Genomic DNA, 25166 nt, shown 5'->3' with positions numbered 1-25166 from the left:
ATTGCTGTTCAGTTAGTAATTCAATTTATAGAAAGTATTTTTTAACATCTTTTTTTTAAGATAGAAATTCTAATATCACAACATATAAATCCCGACTAATTCGGGATTTTTTTTAATATATTTGTACTTAAAATTTAAAAATTTATATAAAATGATAAAATCAATCACGCTTTTCGTAATTACATTGTTTAGCTTTTCATTAGCAACAGCACAAGCTAAGTTAGAAAAAATAAAAGGTTCAAAAATTGTAACCATTTCTGTAAAAGAAGTAGAAGAATTTGAACATGTAGAAATTGAAGAATTTTTAGATGTATATTTCGTAAAAGGAGAAAAAACATCAATTGAAATTGAAGCCGATGATAATTTACATGACATAATTAGCTATAATGTTTTAGGGAAAACTCTAAAATTAACAGCATTAAAACAACCAGTTGGCGAGAAAAAAATGGCTATAAGAGTAAATTATAATGATAGCTTAAAAACAATCGTAGCACGACATGAAAGTAAAGTTAATGCCATTGCAGATATCGCATTAGCAAATATTACTGTTAAAAATTTCGATAAATCCCAATCTTTTTTAAATGTGAAGTCCACTAATTTTACATTAATTTTGACAGATAAATCGAAAGCAGAAATCAATGTTCAAGCAGAGAAATCTGTTGTTGAATTAAGTAAAGACGCAAATTTAAAAGCATTAATTGCTTCACCAGAATCTAAGGTTGATTTATACCAAAAATCACAAGCAACTATTGAAGGTGATGCACAAATTGCAAAAATAAGATTAGATAATAATTCGAGTTTAATGGCTAAAAAATTCACTGTTGTTGATATGGAATTAATTGCAGAAGGTTACACCTCTTGTTCAGTGAATGCTCAAAAAACCATTGAAATTTCAGCATCAGGAAATACTCAAATTGATTTATTAGGAGAACCAAAAGTAGATTTAAAGATATTTACAAATACGGCTACTTTATCTAAAAAAATAAAATAAAGCAGTAACTTCTAATGAAAAAAGACATTATTATTCCTAAAGTAGAAAACGTATATGTAGTGGCTATTAAAGAATGGAATGAAGATTTTGGTGAAAATAGTTGGTATGCCTACTTATTAAACACTACTTCAGAAAAATTAGAAATGGCAATGGTAGTTTCAAGTGCTACTGGAATTATTAATGGTGAAGAAAGAAAAACAGGAAGTTTTCGACATGCTTTTAATGAAGTTTTACCTGAAACTGCTATAAAAATAGAATTATTAGAAAATAATGTTTTACAATTAGATAATCATTTTATGCTTACGTATTTTCTTAACGGAAAATTATATGATAAAAACTTCACCTTTGAAGCCAATACAATAAAAGACGAAAACACAACAGAATTACAAACAATTAATCGTTTTGGTATACTAGGTAAATAACCTCATCAATTTGATTTAATTTCTTATAAAATTGCTTTTTTCAAATAGTTTGTTGAAATTTACATCAACAATATTCTACTATCATGAAGAAAGCAATTTTATTTATATTACTTCCCACATTATTATTCGCACAAGATTTTGCCAAACACGTGAATCCATTTATTGGAACTGGCGGACACGGTCATACATTTCCAGGGGCAACCGTGCCTTACGGAATGGTGCAACTTTCACCAGATACACGAATTGATGGAAGTTGGGATGGCTGTAGTGGGTATCATTATGATGATAGTACTATTTACGGATTTTCGCATACGCATTTGAATGGAACCGGTGTTTCCGATTATGGTGATATTATGTTGATGCCAACTATGGCTGAATCTTCGTTTGATAACAAAGTCTATTCCTCAACTTTTTCGCATACTAATGAAAAAGCTTCCGCTGGATTTTATTCAGTGAAATTAGACAAACACAATATAGATGTGCGTTTAACATCATCCACTCGCGTAGGTTTTCATGAATATACGTTTAATAAAGACGGTCAAGCTAATATTATTTTAGATTTAAATCATCGTGATAAATTATTATTAGGTGAAGTCCGAATTGTAAATCCAACAACCATTGAAATTCTTAGAAGAAGTGAAGCTTGGGCAAGAGATCAATATGTGTATGCTCGAATTGAGTTTAATGTACCTTTGAAAGTGAATCTGGTTAAAGAAGAAAACAAGGAAAACACTAAGTTAGAAGGAATATTTAAAGGAACTGAATTGGCTTTAAGTTTCTCAAAACAAGTAAAAAAAGGCGAAAAAATCCTCGTAAAAGTGACGCTTTCACCAACAAGTTATGAAGGTGCTAAATTAAACAGTTCTGAAATTAAACATTGGGATTTTGAAAAAGTAAAGAAAGAGGCAGAAACCCTTTGGAACAAAGAATTATCAAAAATTGAAGTCACTTCTGATGATAAAGACAAGTTAGCGATTTTCTATACGGCCTTGTATCACACGATGATGCAACCCAATATCGCACAAGATTTGGACGGGAAATACCGCGGAAGAGATAACCAAATTCACACAGCACAAGGATTTGATTATTACACGGTTTTTTCACTTTGGGATACCTTTAGAGGTGCGCATCCGTTATATACTTTAATCGATAAAAAACGAACTTCTGATTACATCAATACGTTCATCAAACAATACGAACAAGGTGGTAGATTACCTGTTTGGGAATTGGCGTCTAATGAAACGGATTGTATGATTGGTTATCATTCGGTTTCTGTAATTGCAGATGCGATGGCAAAAGGCATAACTGGTTTTGATTACGAAAAAGCCTTTGAAGCCAGTAAAGCTTCCGCAATGCGCGATGTTTTAGGATTAGAAGCCTACAAGAAAAACGGTTTTATTTCGATGGATGACGAACACGAAAGTGTTTCTAAAACCTTGGAATATGCCTATGACGATTGGTGTATTGCTCAAATGGCACAACTTTTAAACAAGAAAGAAGATTACCAGTATTTCATGAAACGTTCTCAAAATTGGAAAAATATTTTTGATTGGGAAACGGGTTTCATGCGTCCAAAGAAAAACGGTGGTTGGGACAAACCGTTTGACCCAAGAGAAGTCAACAATAATTTTACCGAAGGCAATTCGTGGCAATACTCCTTTTTCGTACCACAAGATATTGAGGGTTTAATTCAAGCACATGGCGGAAAGGACAAATTTGAAGCTAAGTTAGACGCGCTTTTCAACGCTGAAAGTAAAACCACAGGTAGAGAGCAAGTCGATGTTACCGGATTAATTGGGCAATATGCACACGGAAACGAACCCAGTCACCACATGACGTATTTGTATAATTATGTAGGCAAACCTGAAAAAACGAAAGAAAAAGTACATTACATTTTAAATAATTTCTACAAAAATACGCCCGATGGTTTAATAGGAAACGAAGATTGCGGTCAAATGAGCGCTTGGTATGTGTTGAGCTCGATGGGGATTTATGCGGTGACACCTGGAAAACGTGAATGGAGTTCGGTTGAACCTTATTTTGACAAAATAAAAATAAATTTAGAATTTGATTCTCCAAGTAGAGAAATAACTAAATCATCCTCATTAAAAAAATTAATGCTTTTTGAAATGTCAAATGAATATCATGAAGAAATGGGTGCGGTTGAGGCAATAGATATCGATTATATAAATGCTAAAAAAATCATACCAGTTCCAGTAATTCAAGCTGAAAGTAAAGCATTTAAAGATAAATTGAAGATTGAATTAAAATCTCAAAATTCAAAGGATGATATTTATTTCATCATTAATGATAAAGACGATCATTTGGCAAAGAAAATGTTCGTTAAATTCACAAAACCTTTTGAAATATTGCAGACGTCAACAATTGAAGCTTATGTAAAAACAAATGAAGGACAAAGCAATACCATTTTCGCCACCTTCTTCAAAAAACCAAACAATTACAGCATCAACATCAAATCTAAATACAATCCACAATATCACGCAGGTGGTCCAGAAGGCTTGTTAGATGGTATTTTAGGAACCGAAAACTGGAGAAAAGGCGATTGGCAAGGCTACCAAAGTCAGGATTTTGAAGCAGTGGTGGATTTAAAAGAAGTGAAAAATGTTACTGAAATTTCAGCACGATTTTTACAAGACCAACGTTCGTGGATTTTAATGCCCACAAAAGTGGAGTATTATATTTCAGATGATAATGTGAATTTTACCTATTTCGGTTCGGTAAACAATACCTTAGATCCAAAAATTGAGGAAAACATTATTTTAAATTTCATAGCTAACGAAACCAAAAACAAAAAAGCACGTTATGTGAAAGTAATCGCCAAAAATTTCGGAAAATTACCAGAATGGCATCAAGGTTTTGGCGGTGATGCGTTTATTTTTGTAGATGAGATAAATATAAAATAATCAAAAAAAATCCCATAACTTAATCTGTTATGGGATTTTATATTTAAAACCTTATTTTTTATTCACGAAGTTTAATATGGGTTTCAATTGCTCCATATCAATATTCGATTTTTGCAGAATACTTAAAAATTCCATTGCATTTTCTGGTTTCATGTCCTTTCCTAAAACTCGAATTACGGTAAAACCTAATTCTTTCTTATTTCCGAACAATATTAATTCATCAATTTCTTTATTGTCGCCCACTATCATTATAGAGGCGTTTTGCCCTAATCCATTTAGTTTTATTAACGGTTGATACACAGTGTCTTTTAAAATTTCTTTAACTTCTTTTATTTCTTTTGTGTATTGCACATTATTTTTTCCGTCTTTTTTAAATGCTAAAATATTGACTTTATCAAATGATTGTAACGCTTTCTTTTCGGATGCAGATAATTTGGTTTCATTAATATTTAAAATAGAAGAGGAAACGTCTAAAGCCATAAATTCCTTTTTTTCGCCACTCTCTACAAAGTATTTTTGTAACGAAGCTTCTTGCTTGCAACCAATACATAAAGTAATTATCACAATTGAAATATACTTATTCATCCAATTATTTTTTATCAATTTTACTTAAAATATCGGCTCCTGGAAGATTTAACTTTTTTACTAGTAATGCAATTTCACTCAAAGGAAAATCGCCTTTAATAGATACTATTGATGTTTTTACACCATTAAAATTACCGTTTACCACAACTAAAACTTCTTTTACATTGGTTTCATTTGCATCTGTTTTTCCATATACTTTAATTACATTTCCATCTTGCGTTGTGGACGAAATCGCATCTAAAGGATTCGATTTTAAATACGATGCCACTGCAGCATTTAAATCGCCACTCCATTTTGCTTGTGAGGTGTAATAAGCTTGTAAATTATCTAATTTTTTAAGCAAGTTCATATATTGCTGCATTTCTTTGTCCTTTGCATCAACTTTAACTTTACTCATTAAATCGAACATTTTTTTAGAAACCACAATGCTTTCTACCCCATCTTTATCTTCTAATTTATCAAAAGCATTTTGTGAAAACACTAATGACGAAACCATCAAAGCAACATAAACAATAATTTTTTTCATAACTCACTATTTTTTAATTTAATTATCAAAATCTATTCCAAATATTAGACAACATTAAAGTAAAATTGTTACATAAAACAAAAACGCAGCATAATCTTACGATTTGGAAAATTTTAAAACTTTAAATTGATTCCTAATTTAAAATTTCTTCCTCTTGCAGAATATCCAATATTTTCATAAAAATCTTTATCTAAAATATTTGTAACAGCCGTAAAAACAGATAATCTATTTGGTAGAACCTCATAAGAAATATTCGAATTTAAGATTTGATACGATGCCAAAACGGTATTGACAGTAGCAAAAGTATTACTATCAAAAAAGGCATCGTTTCTTGATTCTACATATTGATATTGGGTATTCCAATGCATTTTTTTTGTTAAGTCTACATCAAATGAAACATTAACTTTATGCTTCGGAATTAACTTACTTTGCGCTTCGGCAACTTGTGTAAACGTATAATTTCCATTTATAGAAAAATAGGAAACGGGTTTTATACTTAATGAGGTTTCCATTCCTTTTGCAATAACAACATTTGAATTATTGATATATTGAGATTCATATGAAGTCGGATCTGTAAAAAAATCATAAGTATTTTCTTGTTCTCTATAAAAACCAACGGTATTTAATGTAACTTTTTTATCGAATATTGTTGTTTCAAAACCTGCTTCAATAGTCGTGTTTTCTTCGGGTTTTAAAGCTAAATTTCCATACGGAGAAAACAATTGATATAATGAAGGTGTTATGTATGCCGTGCTATAAGAAGAAATTAATTTTATAGGTACACTTTTGAAACTAAAAGAAGGATTAAAATTAAATGTTGTGTGATTTCCATAAACATTATGTTTGTTTAATCTAGCACCGGCATTAATATTCAAACCAAAATTAGAATAATAAATAGCAGTAACATACGGATCAATTACATTAAAATTAGCATTTGAATTTAAAATGTTTTCATAAGAAGTTTCTTCTTGCATATCCATAAATTGAAATTGCGTTCCTAAAATCAAGAAAAATGCTTTTGAAAAATTATACTTATTAAACAAATCAACAGAAACACTTCTCGATTTATAATATGATTCTTCAACACTTGAAGTCCAAGTGCTATAAGTATCATACTGTCTTTCCAAGTTAGTAAAACCAGTTACTAAATTTAATTCCCCATTTGCATATTTATATTTTGGTGTAAACCCAACTCTAAACTGCTCCGAAAGTGAAATATTTGCCGATTCATCAGTAAAATTCCCACCATCAAAAGCAGATTTTAATCTATCATAATTGGCGAAAGTCTGAATACTAAATTTAGAATTAAATTGAATTCCAATTTTTTGCAAGGCATTTACCCTTGAAAAATAATCGGTTTCAAAATTTGTACCTGCGGCTTCACTAATCCCTTTGGTTTCAGAACTATTTAATGAAGTAAAATAAGAAATTACCCCTTTTGTGCCATTTATAGAAAATCCTTGATTGAAATCTTGAGCGCTTGTCTTCGTCTGATTAGGGACATTTTGAGTACCTATGTTCATATATGCTGTTCCAACAATTTCTTTTTTTACTGCTTTTTTCAAAGTAATATTTATTAAACCAGTTGCGGCACCCGAACCATACAAAGTGCTTGCGGCGCCTTTCATAATTTCTATACTTTCAATTTGCTCTACGGGCAACAATCGTAAGTCGTATTGCAATCCAATTCCTGAAGCGTCAGTTACTGGAACACCATCAATTACAATTAAAACTTGTCGACTTCTTCCACCTCGAATATAATATGCTAAATTTTTTCCTGTTCCAGACTGGTTCCCATTTACTTCTACACCGGCTACTTGACTTAAAACATTGGCTAAAGATTGCCCTTTTTTGTTTTCTAAATCTTTTGCAGTAATTTTTTCAATAATTTTTCCTGATTTTTCTTTGCTTTGCGTGAATTTAGTGTCAGAAATTACAATTTCTTCAATTGTTTTTGACGGTTCTTGCTCTTGAGCAATAGTAAAAGAGGTTACCAACGTAAAATACGCAGATAGTTTAATGAAATTTAGTTTCATTTTTCTAATTTAAATTTTTCCAAAATGGGAGAAAAGCATAGAATTACCCATACCCAAACCTTTTTTCCCGAAAGTTTGATACTCAATGAATGTGGCAGGTCTCCTGGCTCGCCTATTAGTGTCTTCCTTCCCATCTCGTTTATAGCGAAACAGTGGATTTGCAGATAACACTAACGTTTAATAGCATACAGTTGCGGGAACAGCCCAGGTATTTCACCTGATTCCCTTTTAATGATTATTCTATGTTATAGAACATCAACCAAAATTCAGGTGTAAAAGTAATTTATTAAAAATTAAAATCAAACTATATAAATATCTTTTACTTTTGTAAAAAATTTCACAAATGTATCTTGCTAAAAAAATAAGTTTTCTTTTACTTCTGTTTACTTTTATATCTTGTAATAACAAGGAAAGTAAGGCATCAGAAAACACTATAAATAACCAAATAAAACACGCTAAAGGCTTATCTATCATCACAAAAGAAAATTATTCAATTGTAGAAGTAACTTCGCCCTGGCCAAATGCAAAAAAGAAATATTCTTATATTTTAAAGAAGAAAAACTCGGTAATTCCAACAGAATATAAGAATTTCACTCAAATTCAAGTACCTATTAAAACTATTGTTTTAACATCTACTACGCATATTCCTTCTTTAGAAATGCTTGGAGAAGAAAACAAACTAATTGGTTTTCCTAATTTAAATTACATTTCTTCAGAAAAAGTTAGGAACTTAATTGATGCTGGAAAAATAAAAGAATTAGGAAGTAATCAATCGTTAAATACAGAAGTTTTAATAAATCTACAACCAGATATTATTATGGGTTATGGTTTAGACAATAGTAATCTGACTTTAGACAACTTAGAAAGAAACGGATTAAAAGTAATTTTAAATGGCGATTGGAACGAACAATCACCATTAGGAAAAGTAGAATGGATTAAACTGTTTGGCGTACTATTTGGAAAAGAAAAACAAGCCAATGAAATTTTTAATTCTATTGAAAAAACATATAATGAGACTTTAAAATTGGTAGAAAAAACGAAAACAAAACCAACTGTTTTTAGTGGTTCTTTATATGAAGATAAATGGTATTTGCCACAAGGGGAAAGTTGGGGTGCAAAATTTATTACCAATGCTAATGGAAACTATTTATGGGCAAAAACTAAAGGAACCGGAAGCCTTTCTTTATCTTTTGAAAAAGTATATAGTATTGCCAAAAATGCTGATATTTGGTTTATGGATCAATATACCTCATTAGAAGAAATTAAAAATGCAAATCCCCATTATTCGCAATTTAAAGCTTATAAAACAAAAAATATTTATTCGTTTAGTAAAAAGAAAGGCAAAACTGGTGGAGTAATTTATTACGAATTGGCGCCAAATCGACCAGATTTAGTGTTGAAAGATTTAGTAAAAATATTTCACCCAGAATTATTACCTAATTATCAACTATATTTCTTTGAAAAATTATTATAAAATTGAAAAAGAACGCACAACATAAAATCCTATTTTCTTCTTTACTAGTCGGTTTAGCAGTTGTTTTTATACTAAATATTAGTTTTGGTCAAGTGGCTATTCCTATAAAAGAAGTTGCAAAATCAATTTTTGGATTTGGAGACGTAAAAGACACGTGGGAATATATTATTATCAATTTCCGATTACCAAAAGCAATTACAGCTGCTTTAGTTGGCATTGGCTTATCAATTTCAGGTTTGTTGATGCAAACTTTATTCAGAAATCCTTTAGCTGGACCTTATGTATTGGGATTAAGTTCTGGCTCTAGTCTGGGTGTGGCTTTTGTAATTATGGGGGCTTCGATTTTACCAGGTTTTTTTGCGGAACTTTTTGTTACCAGTATTGGCATATTATTCGCCTCCATTTTAGGAAGTTTATTCGGATTATCTTTAGTTTTTTTAGTCTCCAAAAAATTAAAAGATACACTTTCAATTTTAATTGTAGGCTTAATGTTTAGTAGTTTCACTGGAGCAATTGTTAGCGTTTTAACTTATTTTAGTACCGCAGAACAATTACAAAAATTCACATTTTGGTCAATGGGAAATTTAGGAAATTTAAGTTGGATACAAATTTCTATATTAAGTATTTCTATAGCAATTGGTTTGTTTTTAAGTTTGTTCTCGATAAAAAGTTTAGATGCATTTCTTCTTGGCGAAAATTATGCAAAAAGTTTAGGAATCGATATTAAAAAACAACGTAATTTAATTTTTATAGCAACAGGAATTTTAGCAGGAAGCATTACTGCTTTTGTAGGACCAATTGCATTTGTTGGTTTAGCGGTGCCTCACATTTCAAAATTAGTATTTCAAACAAGTAATCATAAAATATTATTTTTATCAACCATTGTATTAGGTGCACTAATTATGTTACTTTGTGATACGATTTCACAATTACCAGGTTTAGATTTTACTTTACCAATTAATACAATTACATCAATTTTAGGAGCGCCAATTGTAATTTGGTTATTGATAAGAAAAAGAGGCATACATTAGAATTATTTTTAACCACCTAGTATATCAATGAATAACACCATATTACATACCAAAAATCTAACTATAGGTTATACTTCCAAAAAAGAAGTATTAACCATTGCTAGTGATATCAATATTTCATTATTAAAAGGTAAGTTAATAACATTAATTGGTGGAAATGGTATAGGAAAATCAACATTATTACGAACAATTACAGCTATTCAAACACCTATTTCTGGAGAAGTAATTTTAAATAACAAAAATCTTTTTTCTATTGAAAATTCTGATTTATCACAACAACAAAGTTTGGTTTTAACCGATAAACTTCCAAGCAGTAATTTAACTGTTTGGGAATTAATTGCTCTAGGAAGACAACCATATACAAATTGGATTGGCAATTTAACTGATGAAGATTATTCGAAAATTAAAACCGCAGTTCAACTCACCGATATTGAACATTTAATAGAAAAAAAACATTACGAAATTTCAGACGGACAATTACAAAAAGTATTAATTGCAAGAGCTTTAGCACAAGATACTGATTTAATTATATTAGACGAACCTACAACACATTTAGATTTGTTTCATAAAGTTTCGGTGTTTAAATTATTACAAAAACTGGCACACGAAACAGAAAAATGCATTTTATTTTCAACACACGACATCGATTTGGCCATTCAATTAAGTGATGAAATGATAGTAATGACAGAAGGTTTCTGTATTCAAGATCAGCCTTGCAATTTAATTGAAAAAGGTGTTTTTGATACGTTATTTAAAGATGAGCATATTGCTTTTGATAAAATACACGGTAAATTTATTATCAGATAATAACTTAAAAATTACTCCAAAATTTTATCAAAATCGTCCTTATAAATTTCTCGCACTTCACCAGCTTTTAAATTACCTAACTCAATATTACCCACTCGAACTCTAATTAATCGTAAAGTTGGAAAACCAACTGCTGACGTCATTTTACGTACTTGTCTAAATTTTCCTTCGGTTAACGTAATTGAAACCCAGCTAGTAGGTCCGTGACGTTCGTCTCTAATTCTTCTCCCCTCTCCAATGTGCATTGGATTCGGAATCAAATTTGCTTGACATTTTTTTGTTATATATTTTTTACCGTGGAAACCAATTTCTACACCTTTTTTCAGTTGTTCAACAGCTTCCAATGTAATAATTCCATCCACTTGCGCGTAATATTCTTTCTCTACTTTTTTACTTCTCACCAATTCACTAATCATTCCGTCGGTTGTTAGCAATAATAAACCTTCAGAATCTTCATCTAATCTACCAATTGCCATTGTTCCTTCAGGAAAATCAAATAATTCACCAAGTTTTCTTTTATTTCGCTTTAATTCGTAAATAAACTGACTAATAAAACCGTGCGGCTTGTGTAAAATAAAATGTTGGTGTGTTTTCATTTTGCAAAAATAGTTTTAATTCTAAACAATTAGAATAATAGAAAATTAAAAATTAGAAGAACTTATGTGTTTTATTTTTTTAATTGAGGAAAAATTTAAAAAAAATAGTAATTTTACTATCTAACAAATTATATTCCGAAAATGAACACATCCATTATCTTAGTATTCGCCATTTTAATTGCTTTAGCCATTGGTTTTTATATTGGCAAACTACTTTCAAAAACCCAGTCTAATGCTGAAAAAAATAATTTAGAAGGGCAATTAACATTACAATCGCATCAACTTGCAGAATTAAAATCATCGTTTCAGAATTTGCAAATCGAAAAACAAAAAGTGCAAACTGAAAAAGAAGAATTTGCCATTTTATTAGCGAAAAAAGAAAATGATTTTGATAATTTATTAGATCGTACCAAAGAACAAAAAGAAGAATTAAATCATTTACAAGAGAAATTTACTAAAGAATTTGAAAATTTAGCCAATAAAATTTTAGAAGAAAAAACGCAGAAATTTACCGAACAAAACAAAGAAAACTTAAAAAATATTTTATCACCATTACAAGATAAAATTTTACATTTTGAGAAAAAAGTTGAAGACACACATAAAGAAAGTATTGATTATCATGCCGCATTACGTCAACAAATTGTTAGCTTAAGCGAAATGAATGCCCAAATGAGCAAAGAAACTATCAATTTAACCAAAGCGTTAAAAGGTGATAGTAAAATGCAAGGAAATTGGGGCGAACTCGTTTTAGAACGCGTATTAGAAAAATCTGGATTAGAAAAAGGTCGAGAATACGAAGTTCAACAAGCCTTTACAACTGCAGAAGGTACAAGAATTTTACCCGATGTAATTATCAATTTACCTGATGGAAAAAAGATGATAGTAGATAGTAAAGTATCTTTAACAGCTTATGAGAAATATGTAAATGAAGAAGACGATGTGCAACAAAGCATTCACTTAAAAGAGCACGTGAATTCGGTAAAACGACACGTAGAACAATTGAGCGATAAGCGGTATCAAGACATTTATCAAATGGAAAGTCCTGACTTTGTTTTGTTGTTCATTCCTATTGAACCTGCTTTTGCATTGGCTCTTCAAGAAGACTTAACTTTATATAATAAAGCATTTGAAAAAAACATTGTGATTGTAACACCTTCTACGCTATTAGCTACTTTACGAACTATTGATAGTATGTGGACCAATCAAAAACAACAAGAAAATGCCATAGAAATTGCTCGTCAAGCTGGTGCTTTGTATGATAAATTTGAAGGTTTTGTTTCTGATTTAATTAAAATTGGAAAGAAAATGGATGAAGCCAAAGTAGAATATTCTTCAGCAATGAATAAACTTACCGAAGGAAAAGGAAATTTAGTAACCAGTGCTGAAAAATTAAAGAAGATGGGAGCTAAAGCAAAAAAAGCTTTACCAGAAGCCATTTTGAAACGAGCAGAAAACGACGATGATTTAGTAACGGAAATTGATAACTGATAAAAAAAATATGACATTTATTCAAAAAATTTTATTGTATAGCATATTAGCTATTACATTAGCAACAACAAGTTATATTACTTTTTTGTATTACGCATCTTTTAGTGATGGCATCCGAACTAGCGAATTAATTAAGTTTAGTCATAAAGGATACTTTTTTAAAACTTGGGAAGGCGAATTGAGTCAAGGACTTTCTGGATCGCAAAAATTTGCATTTTCTGTTTTAGAAAATCAACCAGAAGTAATTGAACAATTAAAAAACAATCAAGGAAAATTCGTAAGAATAGAATATATTGAACGTTACGGTACTTTTTCTTGGTGGGGCGATTCTAATTATTATATCACTAAAGTAATTCCAGAAAAGTCACCATATTAAATATTAAATAAATGAATACATCAAATACAGTTGCAGCTTCTAAAATTACATTATCTGAATTAATGTTGCCTTCACATAGTAATTTTAGTGGTAAAATTCATGGTGGCTATTTACTAAGTTTAATGGATCAAATTGCTTTTGCATGTGCTTCTAAATATTGTGGAAGTTATTGCGTAACGGCATCCGTTGATACGGTAAATTTTTTGAATCCTGTCGAAATCGGCGAATTAGTTACCTTAAAAGCAAGTGTAAATTATGTAGGCAATAGCTCAATGGTGGTTGGGATTCGTGTGACTTCTCAAAATATTCAAACTGGAAAAGTAAAACATACCAATTCAAGCTATTTTACTATGGTTGCCAAAAATGAAACTGGCGATAATGTAAAGGTTCCAAAGCTTGTTTTATCTACCTTAGAAGAAGTGCGACGTTTTTACGAAAGTATCAATAGAATTTCCGCTAAAAAAGATTATTTAAAAGAGGAAGTAACCTTAGATTATTCTTCGAATGAAGCGCTAAATAATTTAGAAAATTATAATGTTCTTCTGAAATTAAAATAAATTTCAGATTTTTTAAATTTTTATACGAGTAAAAGAATTTAAATTTTCCAAATGCAAAACTGTTTTGGTATTTGATTCATTTTTTGAATACATTGGGGAAAATTTAGCACCATAAATAACCTCATCAAATGTGTATGAAGTCCTTTTTGCAACTGTTGAAGAATACATATCATCAAAAGTTTTTATATAAACTAAAATTTCTCCAATAGTATTTTTATAATCAGATTGATTTAAATTAAATAGTGGACTTTCTTCATCTATTGGATGCACTAATGTCCAACTTAAAGTTAAAGAATTTATTTTACTCATTTCTAAAGGTAAATTATAAAATTTATTAGAAACTACTCCATTTTCATCAATTAATACACCCACGGTAACAAAAGCTTCAGCATCAGTTAAATTGGTATTCTTGTGTGGCGCCAAACGCATCATTAAAGCGGTCCCTTCTTTATATGGTGCTATTAATGCATTTTCTGAAAACTTAATAAACGCATTTGGTTTACTAAATCTTCCGTAAAACAAACCTGTTGCTATAGCAAAACTTAGCAATCCTGACAACGCCTCAACTGCAGCAACAAAACTAGCTAAAAAACCTGAAGGACTAATATGTCCATACCCAACAGTAGTAAAAGTTTGAATACTAAAAAAGAAAGCTTCTCCAAACTTATCAATTTTTGAAACGGAGGTTACTCCACGCAAATTTTCAACTCCAATTAACATATAAATGGAAGCAAAAAACAAATTGACAATAAAATAAAAAAGTATTATAATAAAGAAAAACTTCCATCTGGGAATTTTTAACATAGTATGATACCAACTTATACCTTCCAAAAAACCAATACCCACTTTTTGAATATTTGCATTCCCGTTTTTATTTATGAACCGACCGCCATAATTTTGAGAATTGGTACCAAAACCGGTATTGTTCTCAGCTTTTGCTTTTTTATTTATTTTATGTAGTAATGCCATCTATTAAAAAAGTCCCAATAATTTGGGACTTTGTAAAAGTAATATTTTTTATAAATATATTATTGAATAATTAAATTTGTGCTGAAAGTTTTTTCATCTGAAGTAACTTTAACAATATAATTTCCAGCTACCAAACTATTTATATCTATTTTGTTATCTAATTGAGAAATTTGTTTAGTAAGAATTAATTTCCCTACAACATCAAATAATTTTACTTCAACAGTTTCAAATTCATTTGGTAATTCAATAGCAAAAATGTCATCTGCTGGATTTGGATATAACTTAAATCCTGCCATAGCAAATGAATCAGTACTTAAAGCAAAAGTTCCAGAAACTCCACTTCCTCTAGATTGATGTTGACTCAACGTTAAGCTACTACCTAAAGCCCATATTAAATTAATTGAAGCTGTTGAATTTGTAAAAGTAAAATCTGAACCTGAGGTATCACCAGTTGATAAAGCTCTTGTAGCAACAATTGTTCTTACAGTACCTGCGACAGTATTGGAGGTTGTTGTCCAGTTTTGAGCAGAATCTGTATTTGGAGTGCTTCCTGATCCCGTAAAATTTCTATCAGTTAAAGTAGCTGAAGCTCCAGATGCAATAACACCATCACCAGATGTAAACATTGAAGTCATTCCAAATCCAAGCCCTAACCATTTATCAGATGGACCAACTAAAGTCATTGTTACCGTCGTTGGATTAGTATCAAATTTAACGGTATAACCTGAAGTCAAATTGATTACTCCAGTAGTATGATTTTGTGCTGTAGCACTCATGCATAGAAGAAATAGTGTAAAAAGTAAAATTTTTTTCATAATTTAAATGTGTAATGGTTAATAATTTAGTAGTTTAATAATTTTTTGATTATTTGTTTTAAGAGCATAATCAAGGGCTTCTTTATTGTAATTGTCTTTAATTTTAACATTTGCTTGAGCCGAAATTAAAAGCTCAATTATTGGTAAATTATTGGTATTTATTGCCATAATTAGGGCAGTTTGACCATTTGAATCTTGAAAATCAAGATTGGCTTTTTTTTCAATTAATTGTTTTGTAAATTTATAATTTTCTTTGATTACTGCTGCCATCAATGCTGAACCACTTTTAGAAAGATAATTAATATTGTTTACATTTTGCAATAAATAATTTGCAACTTCAATATTATTAGAATAAATAGCTAAAATTAAAGTAGAATATCCATTCTCATTTATTTTATTTATGCAATCTATATCTGACTTAATTAATTCTTTTAATTCCAAAAGACTCCCATTTCTGGACACAGTAAAAACATCTTTCTGTGCAAAAGTAGTTGAAAAAATAAATAAAAAGAAAAATATTACTTTCATAAATTAAAAAACTCGAATTAAATTAAATCCAAAAGCAATTTTTCCATCATTCCAACTACCAGAAGTATTTCCTAAATATCCTGATTCATGCATGGCTTGTGAGTTTGTAAAGTGCATTTGAAACACATGACCACCCGTTTCTAAATCAAAACCTATAGATAGTGGGTTTTTAAAATCTGAGTTTGATGCGCGATTCAAATGCGCAGCATAATCTAAATTAAACGACCAACGTTTGGTAAACTTATATCTACCTCCTAAACCCAATGCAAATTGACTATTGTCTTGAGAATTATTGGCTACATAATTTTGATGAAAATGTGTTGGTGCGATTTCTAATGATAAATTATCATTAAATTTTCTTGAAATTAAAATTTGATTGACATAAGCCAAACGGTCTGAAAACTCTAATTTTGGTAATGTTGTTTTTTCTAATTCCGTATTGATAGCTAAACTATTAAACCCGACAATTTCAAAAGGAAATCCTTGTTTTTTCTGTCCAAATAATCTATATTTTGTAGCAAATTCATAGGTTTTTTGAAATCCAGAACGAGAAGCATGTATCGTAACACCATTGGTTAATCCATATACAAATTGTAAACGCGTATTAGCTTCATCCAAACCGAAAAAGTCTTCAAAACCTTTATCTAAATATCCAAAACGGTGTGCAACAACAAAATACATGTCGCCTTTCGCTGCCAATTTTGTAGATTCTAAATTTACAATTTTTAATGATTTAAATGCTGCTGTTTCTGATTGATTTGAATCAGATAACGTATCGATTTCTTTTAGTAAATCGTCTTGAGCAACCATTAAAAATGGAAATACACAAAATAAAAAAGTAATTTTCTTTATCATAATTATTTAATTTCAGCTTGATCTATTTTAATTTCTTCTAATAAAGAGTCGTATCCAATTACTCTTCCTTTAACCAAAATAGTTTCATTTAATTTAACAACATTAGCGTCTTTTAATAGTAATAATACTTTTTCGTCCAATACTATAGTTTTGTTTACTGTATCAACATTAGTAACTTTTCCCGTAATTTGTATTGACTTATCTAAGTATTTTAAATTTGCTTTGGCTTCATCTTGCAAAAAATCATTAGAAACTTGTTTCACTGATACTGAAAAAACAGCTTCCTCATTTGCTATATCTCTGTGTGCATGATATAAATATTTGTAAGACACCAATAGTATCGCAAACAGTACAACTAAACCAATTACTATTTTTTTCATATATTTTAATTCTCTATGTACAAACTTATAAATTATTTTGTAATATTGTGAATATAAAACGATTTTAACATGAATAAAATACATTATTTAATTTTTAGTACCTTATTTTTTGTTTTTGGTTGTAGTAATCATTCGGAAGATGATTTAACAATTCCAATAACTTCAAATACAACTAAATACATACAAAACATAAAGCCAATTATAGATAATAATTGCGTGGCTTGCCATGGTACAACGCCATCGGCTGGCGCACAAACGTCTTTAGTAACGTATAATCAAGTAAAAACATCTGTTCTAAACAATGGACTTTTAGATCGTATTTCAAGAGTACAAGGCGCATCAGGAATGATGCCATACCAAGGAACTCGACTACCACAAAACACTATTGATTTAATTATTGATTGGAATACTGACGGACTTTTAGAATAAATTTCAAAAATAGCTACCATCAAAATATAATTATATGAAAAAAATTGCCCTAATTGGATGGTTATTATTAGTAAGTTTATCACCAATTCAAGAAAAAAAAATTACAAAAACTGGCATCATTAGTTTTGAAGCTTCAGTTCCTTCTTTTGAAGAAATTAAAGCGAAGAATAACGCGGTAACTTGTATATTGAATAGTAACAATGGCGAAATTGCTGTTTTAGCTTTAATGAAAGGTTTTAGATTTAAAATAGCTTTAATGGAAGAACATTTTAACGAAAATTATATTGAAAGTTCCAAATTTCCTAAAGCAACTTTTAAAGGTAAAATTGAGAATTTTGATGAAACTAAATTAACTTCTACATTAAAAGATTTTACTATTAAAGGTAAATTAGAACTTCACGGAAAAAGTAAAGACATTACTTCGATTGCAAAAATAAAAAAAATAGGTTCAGATATAGAGATTAAATCAGATTTTAACGTTAATGTATCCGACTTTGATATTGAAATACCAAGTGTTGTTTCAAAAAAAGTTTCAAAAAAAGTAACTTTAAATTGTAACTTCTTATTAAAATAATTTACTAATCTTTAAATTTAAACCCAATTACACATGAAAAACTTAAAAAAATTAGCATTCGTTGCCTTTGCAATTGTATCTACTCAATTTTATGCGCAAACAAAAACAGGAGCGGTAACGTATGAAATGACTATGCCAGATAATGAAGAAATGGCAGCAATGGGAACTAACACCATTAAAATTTCTTTTAATGAAAAATCTTCAGCAACTCAACTGGATATGATGGGCGGAATGATTTCTGTAAAAACAATTTCTATTGACAAAAATAACCCAAAAGAAACCAGAATGTTAATGGATATGATGGGTAAAAAATATGAAGTAACAGGTGAAGCTGAAGGATTTGCAAATACAGATGTTGCATCATTAAAAGATGCCGAATCAGTTACTTATGATAAAAAAGCAACTAAAGAAATTTTAGGATATAAATGTTATAAAGCTTTAGTAACAATGAACAGCGGAGTAGTGAATACCTTTTATATTACGGAAGCTATTGCGGTACAATCTTTACCTACAGATAAATTAAAACTTTCTGGATTTCCTTTAGAAGTTGAAGTAAACAGCGAAAAAGGCAAAGTGGTTTTATTAGCTACTTCTGTGGACAAAGCACCTTCAGCGTCTTGCTTTAATGTGCCAGAAGGATACAAAAAAGTAACTCAAGAAGAATTACAACAAGAATTAGGAGGCATGTAATTTACTTTTTAATACGGACTAAAATATCCCAAATTCAAATTGAGTTTGGGATATTTTTTTATGTTTTTAGTTTCTTTTTTCGTGCTGCTGGAAAAAGTACATTATTTAAAATTAATCGATATCCTGGTGAATTTGGATGCAAATCTAAAACAGTTGGTGCATCACCCACTCTATGCTGATAATCTTCTGGATCGTGACCACCATAATAGGTAAACATTCCTTTACCCTTTGTGCCATGTATATATCTTGCCTCACCATTTATTTTACATTCACCCATTAGTAAAACATTAGATTTGATTTTGTCAGACATAAAAGCAGTAGTTTGTCCCATAAAACCTTTTACAATTTGCGTATGATTTTGACATAACATCGTAGGAATAGGATCCCATTTTGCAGAAAAATCCATTAAGGTAAAATAATCAACTTCCATTGAAAAACTACCTTTGCCGTGTTCTTCTGTGGTATCAATATCAGAAAACTCATATTTTATAGGTTGTTTTTCCAAAATAAAATCTTTAAACGCAAAGGTGTTGGAATAGTCTAATTTAGATTGATAATTTGGCTCGCTTGCATCGCCATCAAACATAGGCTCGCAAATATCTGTGTTTTGGGCTGCCAAAGCAATATCAAAACTATCTGTTGCAGAACACATAGCAAACATAAATCCACCGCCAATTACGTAATCTCTAATTTTAGTGGCAACTGCTAATTTTTCTTCAGACACTTTATTGAATCCTAATTTTTTAGCTAAAGCTTCTGCTTCTGCTTTTTGTTGAATATACCAAGGTGCATTTCTATAATTTCCAAAAAATTTACCATATTGTCCTGTAAAATCTTCGTGATGCAAATGCAGCCATTCATATAGAACAAGTTGATCTGACAATACTTCTGTATCGTAAATTTCGGTATAAGGAATTTCGGCATACGTTAAAACCATAGTTACTGCATCATCCCAAGGTTGCTTTCCTTTTGGAGTATATACTGCAATTTTAGGTGCTTTTTCTAAAACCACCGTTTCCATATTTTGAGAAGGACTACTTATTTCTTCTAACATAGAAGCTGTTGCACCATCTGTTAATACTTCAAAAGTTACGCCTCTAATCTGACATTCTTTTCTAATATCTTCACCATCTGGCAATAAAAAAGATCCGCCACGATAATTTAACAACCAATTTACTTTATAATTTTTAGCTAAAGCCCAATACGTAATTCCATACGCTTTTAAATGATTTTGTTGCCCATCGCTATCCATTGGTAACAATACCGAAGATGCATTTAAATTTGTAAAACAAATTAAAATCAGTAAAAAAACAAGTTGTTTTATATAGTTCATCAAAAGCTATTTTTGTAAATATACAAATTAATGATTAAAATGGTACGTCGCTATCTTCGTTAAAACTAGAATTCATACTACTTCCAAAGGCATCATTTGGTGTAGGCAAATTTGGTGTAGCAAAAGGATTTTGTGCGTCTAAATTCATTTTTGAAGGCATCGAATCGTTATATGTCATTCCAAATTCATCTAAATTATCAAATTTACCAAATTGTCCTAAGAATTTCAATCGGATATTATCCAAACTACCATTTCTATGTTTTGCAACAATAAATTCTGCCTGATTTGTTGTTGGAGCTGCCTCATCATCATCCCAATTGTCAATTTTATAATATTCTGGACGATAAATAAATGATACGATATCAGCATCTTGTTCAATTGCTCCCGATTCACGTAAATCGGAAAGTAAGGGTCTTTTACTTGAACCACGCGTTTCTACTGCACGAGACAATTGAGAAAGCGCAATTACAGGCACACTTAATTCTTTTGCCAAAGCTTTTAAACTTCTTGAAATCATAGATATTTCTTGTTCTCTATTACCGCCACCTTTTCCAGAAGTTCCAGCAGACATTAATTGCAAATAGTCAATTACAATTAATTTAATACCGTGTTGAGAAACTAAACGACGGGCTTTTGCTCGTAAATCAAAAATAGATAACGAAGGCGTATCGTCAATATATAAAGGTGCTTTTTCTAAATCTTTAACTTTTACATTTAATTGCTCCCATTCGTGAGGTTCTAAATCTCCTTTTCTAAGCTTTTCTGAAGTTAAGCCAGTTTCACTCGAAATCAAACGTGTAATTAATTGTACAGAAGACATTTCCAATGAAAAAAGTGCAACAGGTTCGTTTCCTGAAACCGCTATATTTCTTGCCATTGATAAAACAAATGCTGTTTTTCCCATACCAGGACGAGCCGCAATAATAATTAAATCTGAAGGTTGCCATCCAGAAGTTAAATCATCCAATTTTCTAAACCCTGTAGGGATACCAGATAAACCTTCTTTATTAGAAATTTCTTCAATACGTTGCTTGGCCTGATTTACAAGACTTTGAGCTGTTTCGTATCCTTTTTTCAGATTGCCTTGAGTAATTTCGTATAAATTAGTTTCGGCTGTGTCTAATAAATCAAACACGTCCATTCCTTCATCATAACAATCTTCAATTAATTTACTTGAGATAGAAATTAAACTTCTTTGAATAAACTTCTGAAGAATAATTCGGGCATGAAAAACGATATGTGCCGAAGAAGCAATTTTTTGAGTAAGTTGTATTAAATAAAAATCACTACCTGCCAATTCTAAATTTCCGTTTCTTTTTAACTGAGCTGAAACCGTTAATAAATCGATTGGTTGCGGTGGTGTACTATGAAACAATTGATTAATAGCTTCATAAATATATTTGTGTGCTTCTTTGTAAAACACATCTGGGTTTAATAAATCAATAACTTCACCTGGAGCTTTTACGTCAATTAACATAGCTCCCAAAACTGCTTCTTCAATATCTACAGCTTGTGGTGGAAGTTTTCCTTTTTCTAAATTAATAGTAGTTGATTTATCTACTTTAACGGGGTTTATTGTAAATGCTTTTTCCATAAAGCGAAAGTAAAAAAAAATGAAGAAATATTGAATTTAACTTGTTAAACAGAAACTGTTAATAACTATTTAATTTTGTTAATATGTCAAAAAAAATCCGTCTTATCAATGAAAAAAGATAAGACGGATAAATTATGAAATAGTTTCTATTTATCTGAAAATTCTCCCATTTTACTGTATTTTTCCATTCTTTGTGCCACTAAATCTTTTGTTGATAAGTCTTTTAATTCTTTATACGATTTGGTAATATACTTTTCAACAGTTTTAAACATCGTTTCTTTATCACGATGCACGCCACCTAATGGTTCTGGAATAATATCGTCAATTAATTTTTGCTTTTTCATATCAATAGCTGTAAGTTTTAAAGCTTCAGCTGCTTGCTCTTTAAATTCCCAACTTCTCCATAAAATAGAAGAACAAGATTCTGGAGAAATTACAGAATACCAAGTGTTTTCTAACATAAAAACTCTATCACCTACTCCAATTCCTAAAGCGCCTCCAGAAGCACCTTCACCAATAATTACAGAAATAATAGGCGTTTTTAAACGAGCCATTTCGAAAATATTACGAGCAATTGCTTCCCCTTGTCCACGTTCTTCCGCTTCTAAGCCCGGATATGCACCAGGAGTGTCTATTAAAGTTAAAACAGGAATATTAAATTTTTCTGCCATTTTCATTAATCGTAACGCTTTACGGTATCCTTCAGGATTTGCCATACCAAAATTACGTAATTGACGCATTTTAGTATTAATACCTTTCTGTTGCCCGATAATCATATACGATTGACCGTTTATTCTTCCTAAACCACCTACCATAGCTTTGTCATCTTTAAAATTTCTGTCTCCAAATAATTCTAAAAATGTACCATCGGTTAGGTTAGTAATGTATTCTAAAGTATACGGTCTGTTTGGATGACGCGACATTTGAACACGTTGCCAAGCCGTAAGATTTTTGTATATATCTTTTTTTGCTTTTTCTAATTTATCTTCCAATTGTTTGCAAGTTGCTGATACATCAACATCAGATTCTTGACCTAAAACAACGCATTTTTCCAATTGATCTTCAAGCTCTTTTATTGGCAATTCAAAATCTAAATATTCCATAAAAGTTATTTTATTTTAATTTGTTTGTAAATACAAAGATACTATTTAATAATTATTTGAATAATTTTTAAAGCGATATCTAACTACTTTTTTTTCTATTTCTAATTAATCCATTCAAAATCACAGTAATTAGTATGATTGTAGCGCCAATATAAAACGAAAAACTCATTTGTTCCTTTTTTTCGAAAATTAGAACGGCTAAAGCAATCCCGTATACTGGTTCTAAATTTATAGTTAGCATTACTGTATAAGGCGAAATGTACTTCATAACATTTACCGATGCAATAAATGCATAAGCAGTACAAATAGATGCTAAAATACCTAACCACATAAAATCGGTAAGAGTGATGTTGAAAAATTCTGCTGTAAATTGTTTTGTAAACAGTAAAAAAACGCTTAAAAATAGCACTCCACCTAACAACTCGTAAAAAGAAACTATTGTAGCATCAATTCTTTGTGCAAATTTACCATTAATTATAGAAAAACTTGCTGATAAAAAAGCAGAAGTTAAGGCTAATACTACCCCGTGCATAGTACCTGATATATTACTGGTTATGCTCTTTTGAATAAAATTTGGCTCGGAAGATTCGATTACGAAATACAAACCAATTAAAACAATTAGTCCAAATACGATTTCGTACCAAACCATTTTTCGTTTGTAAAAAATGGGTTCTAAAATTGAAGTAAAAAAAGCTCCAGTAGATAAACAAGCTAATGTGATGGATATATTTGAAACTTTTATAGCTTTAAAAAAAGTTATCCAATGCATGGCAATTACTAATCCTGAAACTATTAGTAATATAATGTCTTTTCTGGCTATTTTAAAACTTGATTTTCGATAATAAATGTATCCGAAAATTAAAACAACAGCTAAAGACATTCGCCACCATACTAAAGGCAATGCATCTAAAGAAATTAACTTACCTAAGATAGCTGTAAAACCCCAAATAAAAACAATTAAATGAAGATGTAAATTATGTTTTATATTAACGTCTGGCATTTCTTAATAAATAAATCGCTAAAATTCCGAAAATAAAGTTAGGAAACCATACTGCTAAAAATGGTGGAATACTTGAACTTTCAGCTAAGGTTCCAAAGATTTTATCGAAAAACACGAAAGAAAAAGCTACCAAAATACCAATAGCTAAATTGATTCCCATACCACCTCTTCGTTTCATTGCAGAAACTGAAACTGCAATTATGGTTAATATAAATGCCGATACAGGAATGCTAAATTTTTTATAAAGCACCACTAAATAAATATCTAAATTAGAACTTCCTTTTGCTCGTTCTTTATCAATAAATTTGACTAATTTAAATATATTCATGGTTTCAGCAGCATATATTGTAGGTGCTAAATCATCTGGTTCGAATTCAAATTTTCTAATGAATTTTTCTTGTTTTTCGATGATGTCGCTGTCTTTACCGATTGTTCTTTTTACGTAATTAAACAAAGTATAATCTTTTGTTTTTTCATTATATTTTACTCGATTTGCGTATAATTTGTATTCCAATTTATTTTTGTTAAATTTTTCGTAAATAAAATCAAAACCTGTTTTCGAAAGTCCATTATAACTACTAACATATATAAATTCATTAGGTTTTACTTGACGAAAGATATCTGTAGTTTGTCTGGTTTCAACATTTTTTCTTAAATATTCATACCTAAAACCCCAATATTTTTCACTGGCATCTGGCAAAATGAAAAAACCCATTAATAAAGTTACGAATGATACTAATGTAGCTCCTAAAATATAAGGTCGTAAAAAACGTGTAAATGAGATTCCGGAACTTAGAATGGCAATAATTTCACTATTATTGGCTAATTTAGAGGTAAACCAAATAATAGATAAAAACAGAAATATGGGAAATAATAAATTAGCAAAATAAATGGTGAAGCCATAATAATAAACCAAAACATCTTTAATAGCCACTTTATTTTCAATCATACGATTGATTTTTTCGGATACGTCAATAATAATTCCAATAGGAATAAACATAAACAACATAGCTGTAAATGTAATTAAGTATCTTTTAAATATGTACCAATCTATTTTTTTCATAATTTATTTGGCTGTTTTTG

General features: G+C 30.1%; 26 protein-coding genes and 1 riboswitch. Of the genes, 12 read left to right on the top strand and 14 right to left on the bottom strand.

The window, feature by feature from the left end; genetic code table 11:
* Window positions 1–151: 151 nt before the first annotated feature.
* The 3 genes from ACIQZ1_RS06015 to ACIQZ1_RS06005 all read left to right on the top strand — a co-directional run bounded on the left by ACIQZ1_RS06015 (window position 152) and on the right by ACIQZ1_RS06005 (window position 4337).
* The gene (locus ACIQZ1_RS06015; RefSeq protein WP_396159973.1) at window positions 152–991 is read left to right on the top strand and encodes a GIN domain-containing protein; all 840 of its coding nucleotides are present in this window, start codon (window positions 152–154) and stop codon (window positions 989–991) included.
* 14 nt (window positions 992–1005) lie between these two features.
* Complete coding sequence (locus tag ACIQZ1_RS06010; RefSeq protein WP_396159971.1) at window positions 1006–1413, top strand: hypothetical protein; 408 nt, start codon at window positions 1006–1008, stop codon at window positions 1411–1413.
* Between the two features lie 83 nt (window positions 1414–1496).
* A complete protein-coding gene (locus ACIQZ1_RS06005) occupies window positions 1497–4337 on the top strand; it encodes a GH92 family glycosyl hydrolase (RefSeq protein WP_396159969.1) in 2841 nt (946 codons plus the stop codon).
* 51 nt (window positions 4338–4388) lie between these two features.
* Here ACIQZ1_RS06005 and ACIQZ1_RS06000 read toward each other — a convergent pair whose 3' ends face one another.
* From ACIQZ1_RS06000 to ACIQZ1_RS05990, 3 genes are all read right to left on the bottom strand, one after another.
* Window positions 4389–4922 carry a DUF4252 domain-containing protein gene (locus tag ACIQZ1_RS06000; RefSeq protein WP_396159967.1) on the bottom strand — a complete coding sequence of 178 codons (534 nt, stop codon included), beginning with the start codon at window positions 4920–4922 and terminating at the stop codon, window positions 4389–4391.
* Window positions 4923–4926: 4 nt separating this feature from the next.
* Window positions 4927–5448, bottom strand: a complete 522-nt coding sequence (locus ACIQZ1_RS05995) for a DUF4252 domain-containing protein (RefSeq protein ID WP_396159965.1) — start codon at window positions 5446–5448, stop codon at window positions 4927–4929.
* Between the two features lie 113 nt (window positions 5449–5561).
* Window positions 5562–7484: a TonB-dependent receptor plug domain-containing protein gene (locus ACIQZ1_RS05990; RefSeq protein WP_396159963.1), complete on the bottom strand. Its 1923-nt coding sequence runs from the start codon at window positions 7482–7484 to the stop codon at window positions 5562–5564.
* 75 nt (window positions 7485–7559) lie between these two features.
* Window positions 7560–7763: riboswitch (cobalamin riboswitch) on the bottom strand.
* A 64-nt stretch (window positions 7764–7827) separates the two neighbouring features.
* On the opposite strand from ACIQZ1_RS05990, the gene ACIQZ1_RS05985 reads away from it, so the two are divergent.
* Genes ACIQZ1_RS05985 through ACIQZ1_RS05975 form a run of 3 tightly spaced genes read left to right on the top strand, consistent with a single transcriptional unit; the run spans window position 7828 to window position 10796 of the window.
* On the top strand, window positions 7828–8958 hold the full coding sequence (locus ACIQZ1_RS05985) for an ABC transporter substrate-binding protein (RefSeq protein ID WP_396159961.1): 1131 nt from the start codon (window positions 7828–7830) through the stop codon (window positions 8956–8958).
* A gap of 2 nt (window positions 8959–8960) precedes the next feature.
* Window positions 8961–9989 carry an iron chelate uptake ABC transporter family permease subunit gene (locus ACIQZ1_RS05980; protein ID WP_396159959.1) on the top strand — a complete coding sequence of 343 codons (1029 nt, stop codon included), beginning with the start codon at window positions 8961–8963 and terminating at the stop codon, window positions 9987–9989.
* A gap of 27 nt (window positions 9990–10016) precedes the next feature.
* A complete protein-coding gene (locus ACIQZ1_RS05975; RefSeq protein WP_396159957.1) occupies window positions 10017–10796 on the top strand; it encodes an ABC transporter ATP-binding protein in 780 nt (259 codons plus the stop codon).
* Between the two features lie 11 nt (window positions 10797–10807).
* On the opposite strand, the gene ACIQZ1_RS05970 is transcribed toward ACIQZ1_RS05975, so the two are convergent.
* On the bottom strand, window positions 10808–11392 hold the full coding sequence (locus ACIQZ1_RS05970) for a pseudouridine synthase (protein ID WP_396159955.1): 585 nt from the start codon (window positions 11390–11392) through the stop codon (window positions 10808–10810).
* A gap of 141 nt (window positions 11393–11533) precedes the next feature.
* Here ACIQZ1_RS05970 and rmuC point away from each other — a divergent pair, with 141 nt between their 5' ends.
* The 3 genes from rmuC to ACIQZ1_RS05955 are packed head-to-tail and all read left to right on the top strand — an operon-like array spanning window position 11534 to window position 13813.
* Window positions 11534–12880, top strand: a complete 1347-nt coding sequence (gene rmuC / locus ACIQZ1_RS05965) for a DNA recombination protein RmuC (RefSeq protein WP_396159953.1) — start codon at window positions 11534–11536, stop codon at window positions 12878–12880.
* Window positions 12881–12890: 10 nt separating this feature from the next.
* Entirely contained in the window at window positions 12891–13256 is a 366-nt protein-coding gene (locus ACIQZ1_RS05960; protein ID WP_396159951.1) for a 6-phosphogluconate dehydrogenase, read from the top strand.
* Window positions 13257–13267: 11 nt separating this feature from the next.
* Complete coding sequence (locus ACIQZ1_RS05955) at window positions 13268–13813, top strand: acyl-CoA thioesterase (protein ID WP_396159949.1); 546 nt, start codon at window positions 13268–13270, stop codon at window positions 13811–13813.
* Window positions 13814–13825: 12 nt separating this feature from the next.
* On the opposite strand, the gene ACIQZ1_RS05950 is transcribed toward ACIQZ1_RS05955, so the two are convergent.
* The 5 genes from ACIQZ1_RS05950 to ACIQZ1_RS05930 are packed head-to-tail and all read right to left on the bottom strand — an operon-like array spanning window position 13826 to window position 17360.
* Window positions 13826–14782, bottom strand: a complete 957-nt coding sequence (locus ACIQZ1_RS05950; RefSeq protein ID WP_396159947.1) for an ion channel — start codon at window positions 14780–14782, stop codon at window positions 13826–13828.
* Between the two features lie 59 nt (window positions 14783–14841).
* On the bottom strand, window positions 14842–15597 hold the full coding sequence (locus tag ACIQZ1_RS05945) for a T9SS type A sorting domain-containing protein (RefSeq protein WP_396159945.1): 756 nt from the start codon (window positions 15595–15597) through the stop codon (window positions 14842–14844).
* An 18-nt stretch (window positions 15598–15615) separates the two neighbouring features.
* Window positions 15616–16125 (bottom strand): ankyrin repeat domain-containing protein, encoded by a 510-nt coding sequence (locus tag ACIQZ1_RS05940; protein WP_396159943.1) that lies wholly within the window; start codon window positions 16123–16125, stop codon window positions 15616–15618.
* Between the two features lie 3 nt (window positions 16126–16128).
* On the bottom strand, window positions 16129–16980 hold the full coding sequence (locus tag ACIQZ1_RS05935; RefSeq protein ID WP_396159941.1) for a DUF5777 family beta-barrel protein: 852 nt from the start codon (window positions 16978–16980) through the stop codon (window positions 16129–16131).
* Between the two features lie 2 nt (window positions 16981–16982).
* The gene (locus ACIQZ1_RS05930; protein ID WP_396159939.1) at window positions 16983–17360 is read right to left on the bottom strand and encodes a hypothetical protein; all 378 of its coding nucleotides are present in this window, start codon (window positions 17358–17360) and stop codon (window positions 16983–16985) included.
* Between the two features lie 69 nt (window positions 17361–17429).
* Between ACIQZ1_RS05930 and ACIQZ1_RS05925 the strand changes: the two genes are divergently transcribed.
* From ACIQZ1_RS05925 to ACIQZ1_RS05915, 3 genes are read left to right on the top strand one after another with little or no spacing between them, the layout of a single operon-like run.
* A complete protein-coding gene (locus ACIQZ1_RS05925) occupies window positions 17430–17789 on the top strand; it encodes a hypothetical protein (protein ID WP_396159937.1) in 360 nt (119 codons plus the stop codon).
* A gap of 34 nt (window positions 17790–17823) precedes the next feature.
* On the top strand, window positions 17824–18363 hold the full coding sequence (locus ACIQZ1_RS05920; protein ID WP_396159935.1) for a YceI family protein: 540 nt from the start codon (window positions 17824–17826) through the stop codon (window positions 18361–18363).
* A 33-nt stretch (window positions 18364–18396) separates the two neighbouring features.
* A complete protein-coding gene (locus ACIQZ1_RS05915) occupies window positions 18397–19053 on the top strand; it encodes a hypothetical protein (protein ID WP_396159933.1) in 657 nt (218 codons plus the stop codon).
* Between the two features lie 58 nt (window positions 19054–19111).
* Here ACIQZ1_RS05915 and ACIQZ1_RS05910 read toward each other — a convergent pair whose 3' ends face one another.
* The 5 genes from ACIQZ1_RS05910 to ACIQZ1_RS05890 all read right to left on the bottom strand — a co-directional run bounded on the left by ACIQZ1_RS05910 (window position 19112) and on the right by ACIQZ1_RS05890 (window position 25146).
* Complete coding sequence (locus tag ACIQZ1_RS05910; RefSeq protein WP_396159931.1) at window positions 19112–20386, bottom strand: asparagine synthetase B; 1275 nt, start codon at window positions 20384–20386, stop codon at window positions 19112–19114.
* 34 nt (window positions 20387–20420) lie between these two features.
* Window positions 20421–21980 carry a replicative DNA helicase gene (dnaB, locus tag ACIQZ1_RS05905; RefSeq protein WP_396159930.1) on the bottom strand — a complete coding sequence of 520 codons (1560 nt, stop codon included), beginning with the start codon at window positions 21978–21980 and terminating at the stop codon, window positions 20421–20423.
* Between the two features lie 146 nt (window positions 21981–22126).
* Window positions 22127–23083: an acetyl-CoA carboxylase carboxyltransferase subunit alpha gene (locus ACIQZ1_RS05900; RefSeq protein WP_396159928.1), complete on the bottom strand. Its 957-nt coding sequence runs from the start codon at window positions 23081–23083 to the stop codon at window positions 22127–22129.
* A gap of 79 nt (window positions 23084–23162) precedes the next feature.
* Window positions 23163–24083 (bottom strand): DMT family transporter, encoded by a 921-nt coding sequence (locus ACIQZ1_RS05895; protein ID WP_396159926.1) that lies wholly within the window; start codon window positions 24081–24083, stop codon window positions 23163–23165.
* Window positions 24070–25146, bottom strand: a complete 1077-nt coding sequence (locus ACIQZ1_RS05890) for an LptF/LptG family permease (protein ID WP_396159924.1) — start codon at window positions 25144–25146, stop codon at window positions 24070–24072. Before ACIQZ1_RS05890 ends, ACIQZ1_RS05895 begins: the two co-directional genes overlap by 14 nt.
* Between the last annotated feature and the right edge of the window lie 20 nt (window positions 25147–25166).

It is taken from the genome of Flavobacterium sp., assembly GCF_044341185.1.
Taxonomy (GTDB): domain Bacteria; phylum Bacteroidota; class Bacteroidia; order Flavobacteriales; family Flavobacteriaceae; genus Flavobacterium.
Note: the sequence above shows the minus strand (reverse complement) of the source record. Positions and strands in the feature narration are given on the sequence as shown.

Bases quoted from the DNA above. Each gene is read 5' to 3' on its own strand.
- ACIQZ1_RS05970 (WP_396159955.1), bottom strand. From the start codon at position 11,392: ATGAAAACACACCAACATTTTATTTTACACAAGCCGCACGGTTTTATT.
- ACIQZ1_RS06015 (WP_396159973.1), top strand. From the start codon at position 152: ATGATAAAATCAATCACGCTTTTCGTAATTACATTGTTTAGCTTTTCA.
- ACIQZ1_RS05950 (WP_396159947.1), bottom strand. From the start codon at position 14,782: ATGGCATTACTACATAAAATAAATAAAAAAGCAAAAGCTGAGAACAAT.
- rmuC (WP_396159953.1), top strand. From the start codon at position 11,534: ATGAACACATCCATTATCTTAGTATTCGCCATTTTAATTGCTTTAGCC.
- ACIQZ1_RS05955 (WP_396159949.1), top strand. From the start codon at position 13,268: ATGAATACATCAAATACAGTTGCAGCTTCTAAAATTACATTATCTGAA.
- ACIQZ1_RS05920 (WP_396159935.1), top strand. From the start codon at position 17,824: ATGAAAAAAATTGCCCTAATTGGATGGTTATTATTAGTAAGTTTATCA.
- ACIQZ1_RS05945 (WP_396159945.1), bottom strand. From the start codon at position 15,597: ATGAAAAAAATTTTACTTTTTACACTATTTCTTCTATGCATGAGTGCT.
- ACIQZ1_RS05985 (WP_396159961.1), top strand. From the start codon at position 7,828: ATGTATCTTGCTAAAAAAATAAGTTTTCTTTTACTTCTGTTTACTTTT.
- ACIQZ1_RS06000 (WP_396159967.1), bottom strand. From the start codon at position 4,922: ATGAATAAGTATATTTCAATTGTGATAATTACTTTATGTATTGGTTGC.
- ACIQZ1_RS05935 (WP_396159941.1), bottom strand. From the start codon at position 16,980: ATGATAAAGAAAATTACTTTTTTATTTTGTGTATTTCCATTTTTAATG.
- ACIQZ1_RS05960 (WP_396159951.1), top strand. From the start codon at position 12,891: ATGACATTTATTCAAAAAATTTTATTGTATAGCATATTAGCTATTACA.
- ACIQZ1_RS05895 (WP_396159926.1), bottom strand. From the start codon at position 24,083: ATGCCAGACGTTAATATAAAACATAATTTACATCTTCATTTAATTGTT.
- ACIQZ1_RS05995 (WP_396159965.1), bottom strand. From the start codon at position 5,448: ATGAAAAAAATTATTGTTTATGTTGCTTTGATGGTTTCGTCATTAGTG.
- dnaB (WP_396159930.1), bottom strand. From the start codon at position 21,980: ATGGAAAAAGCATTTACAATAAACCCCGTTAAAGTAGATAAATCAACT.
- ACIQZ1_RS05925 (WP_396159937.1), top strand. From the start codon at position 17,430: ATGAATAAAATACATTATTTAATTTTTAGTACCTTATTTTTTGTTTTT.
- ACIQZ1_RS06010 (WP_396159971.1), top strand. From the start codon at position 1,006: ATGAAAAAAGACATTATTATTCCTAAAGTAGAAAACGTATATGTAGTG.
- ACIQZ1_RS05975 (WP_396159957.1), top strand. From the start codon at position 10,017: ATGAATAACACCATATTACATACCAAAAATCTAACTATAGGTTATACT.
- ACIQZ1_RS05900 (WP_396159928.1), bottom strand. From the start codon at position 23,083: ATGGAATATTTAGATTTTGAATTGCCAATAAAAGAGCTTGAAGATCAA.
- ACIQZ1_RS05915 (WP_396159933.1), top strand. From the start codon at position 18,397: ATGAAAAACTTAAAAAAATTAGCATTCGTTGCCTTTGCAATTGTATCT.
- ACIQZ1_RS06005 (WP_396159969.1), top strand. From the start codon at position 1,497: ATGAAGAAAGCAATTTTATTTATATTACTTCCCACATTATTATTCGCA.
- ACIQZ1_RS05890 (WP_396159924.1), bottom strand. From the start codon at position 25,146: ATGAAAAAAATAGATTGGTACATATTTAAAAGATACTTAATTACATTT.
- ACIQZ1_RS05910 (WP_396159931.1), bottom strand. From the start codon at position 20,386: ATGAACTATATAAAACAACTTGTTTTTTTACTGATTTTAATTTGTTTT.
- ACIQZ1_RS05930 (WP_396159939.1), bottom strand. From the start codon at position 17,360: ATGAAAAAAATAGTAATTGGTTTAGTTGTACTGTTTGCGATACTATTG.
- ACIQZ1_RS05990 (WP_396159963.1), bottom strand. From the start codon at position 7,484: ATGAAACTAAATTTCATTAAACTATCTGCGTATTTTACGTTGGTAACC.
- ACIQZ1_RS05940 (WP_396159943.1), bottom strand. From the start codon at position 16,125: ATGAAAGTAATATTTTTCTTTTTATTTATTTTTTCAACTACTTTTGCA.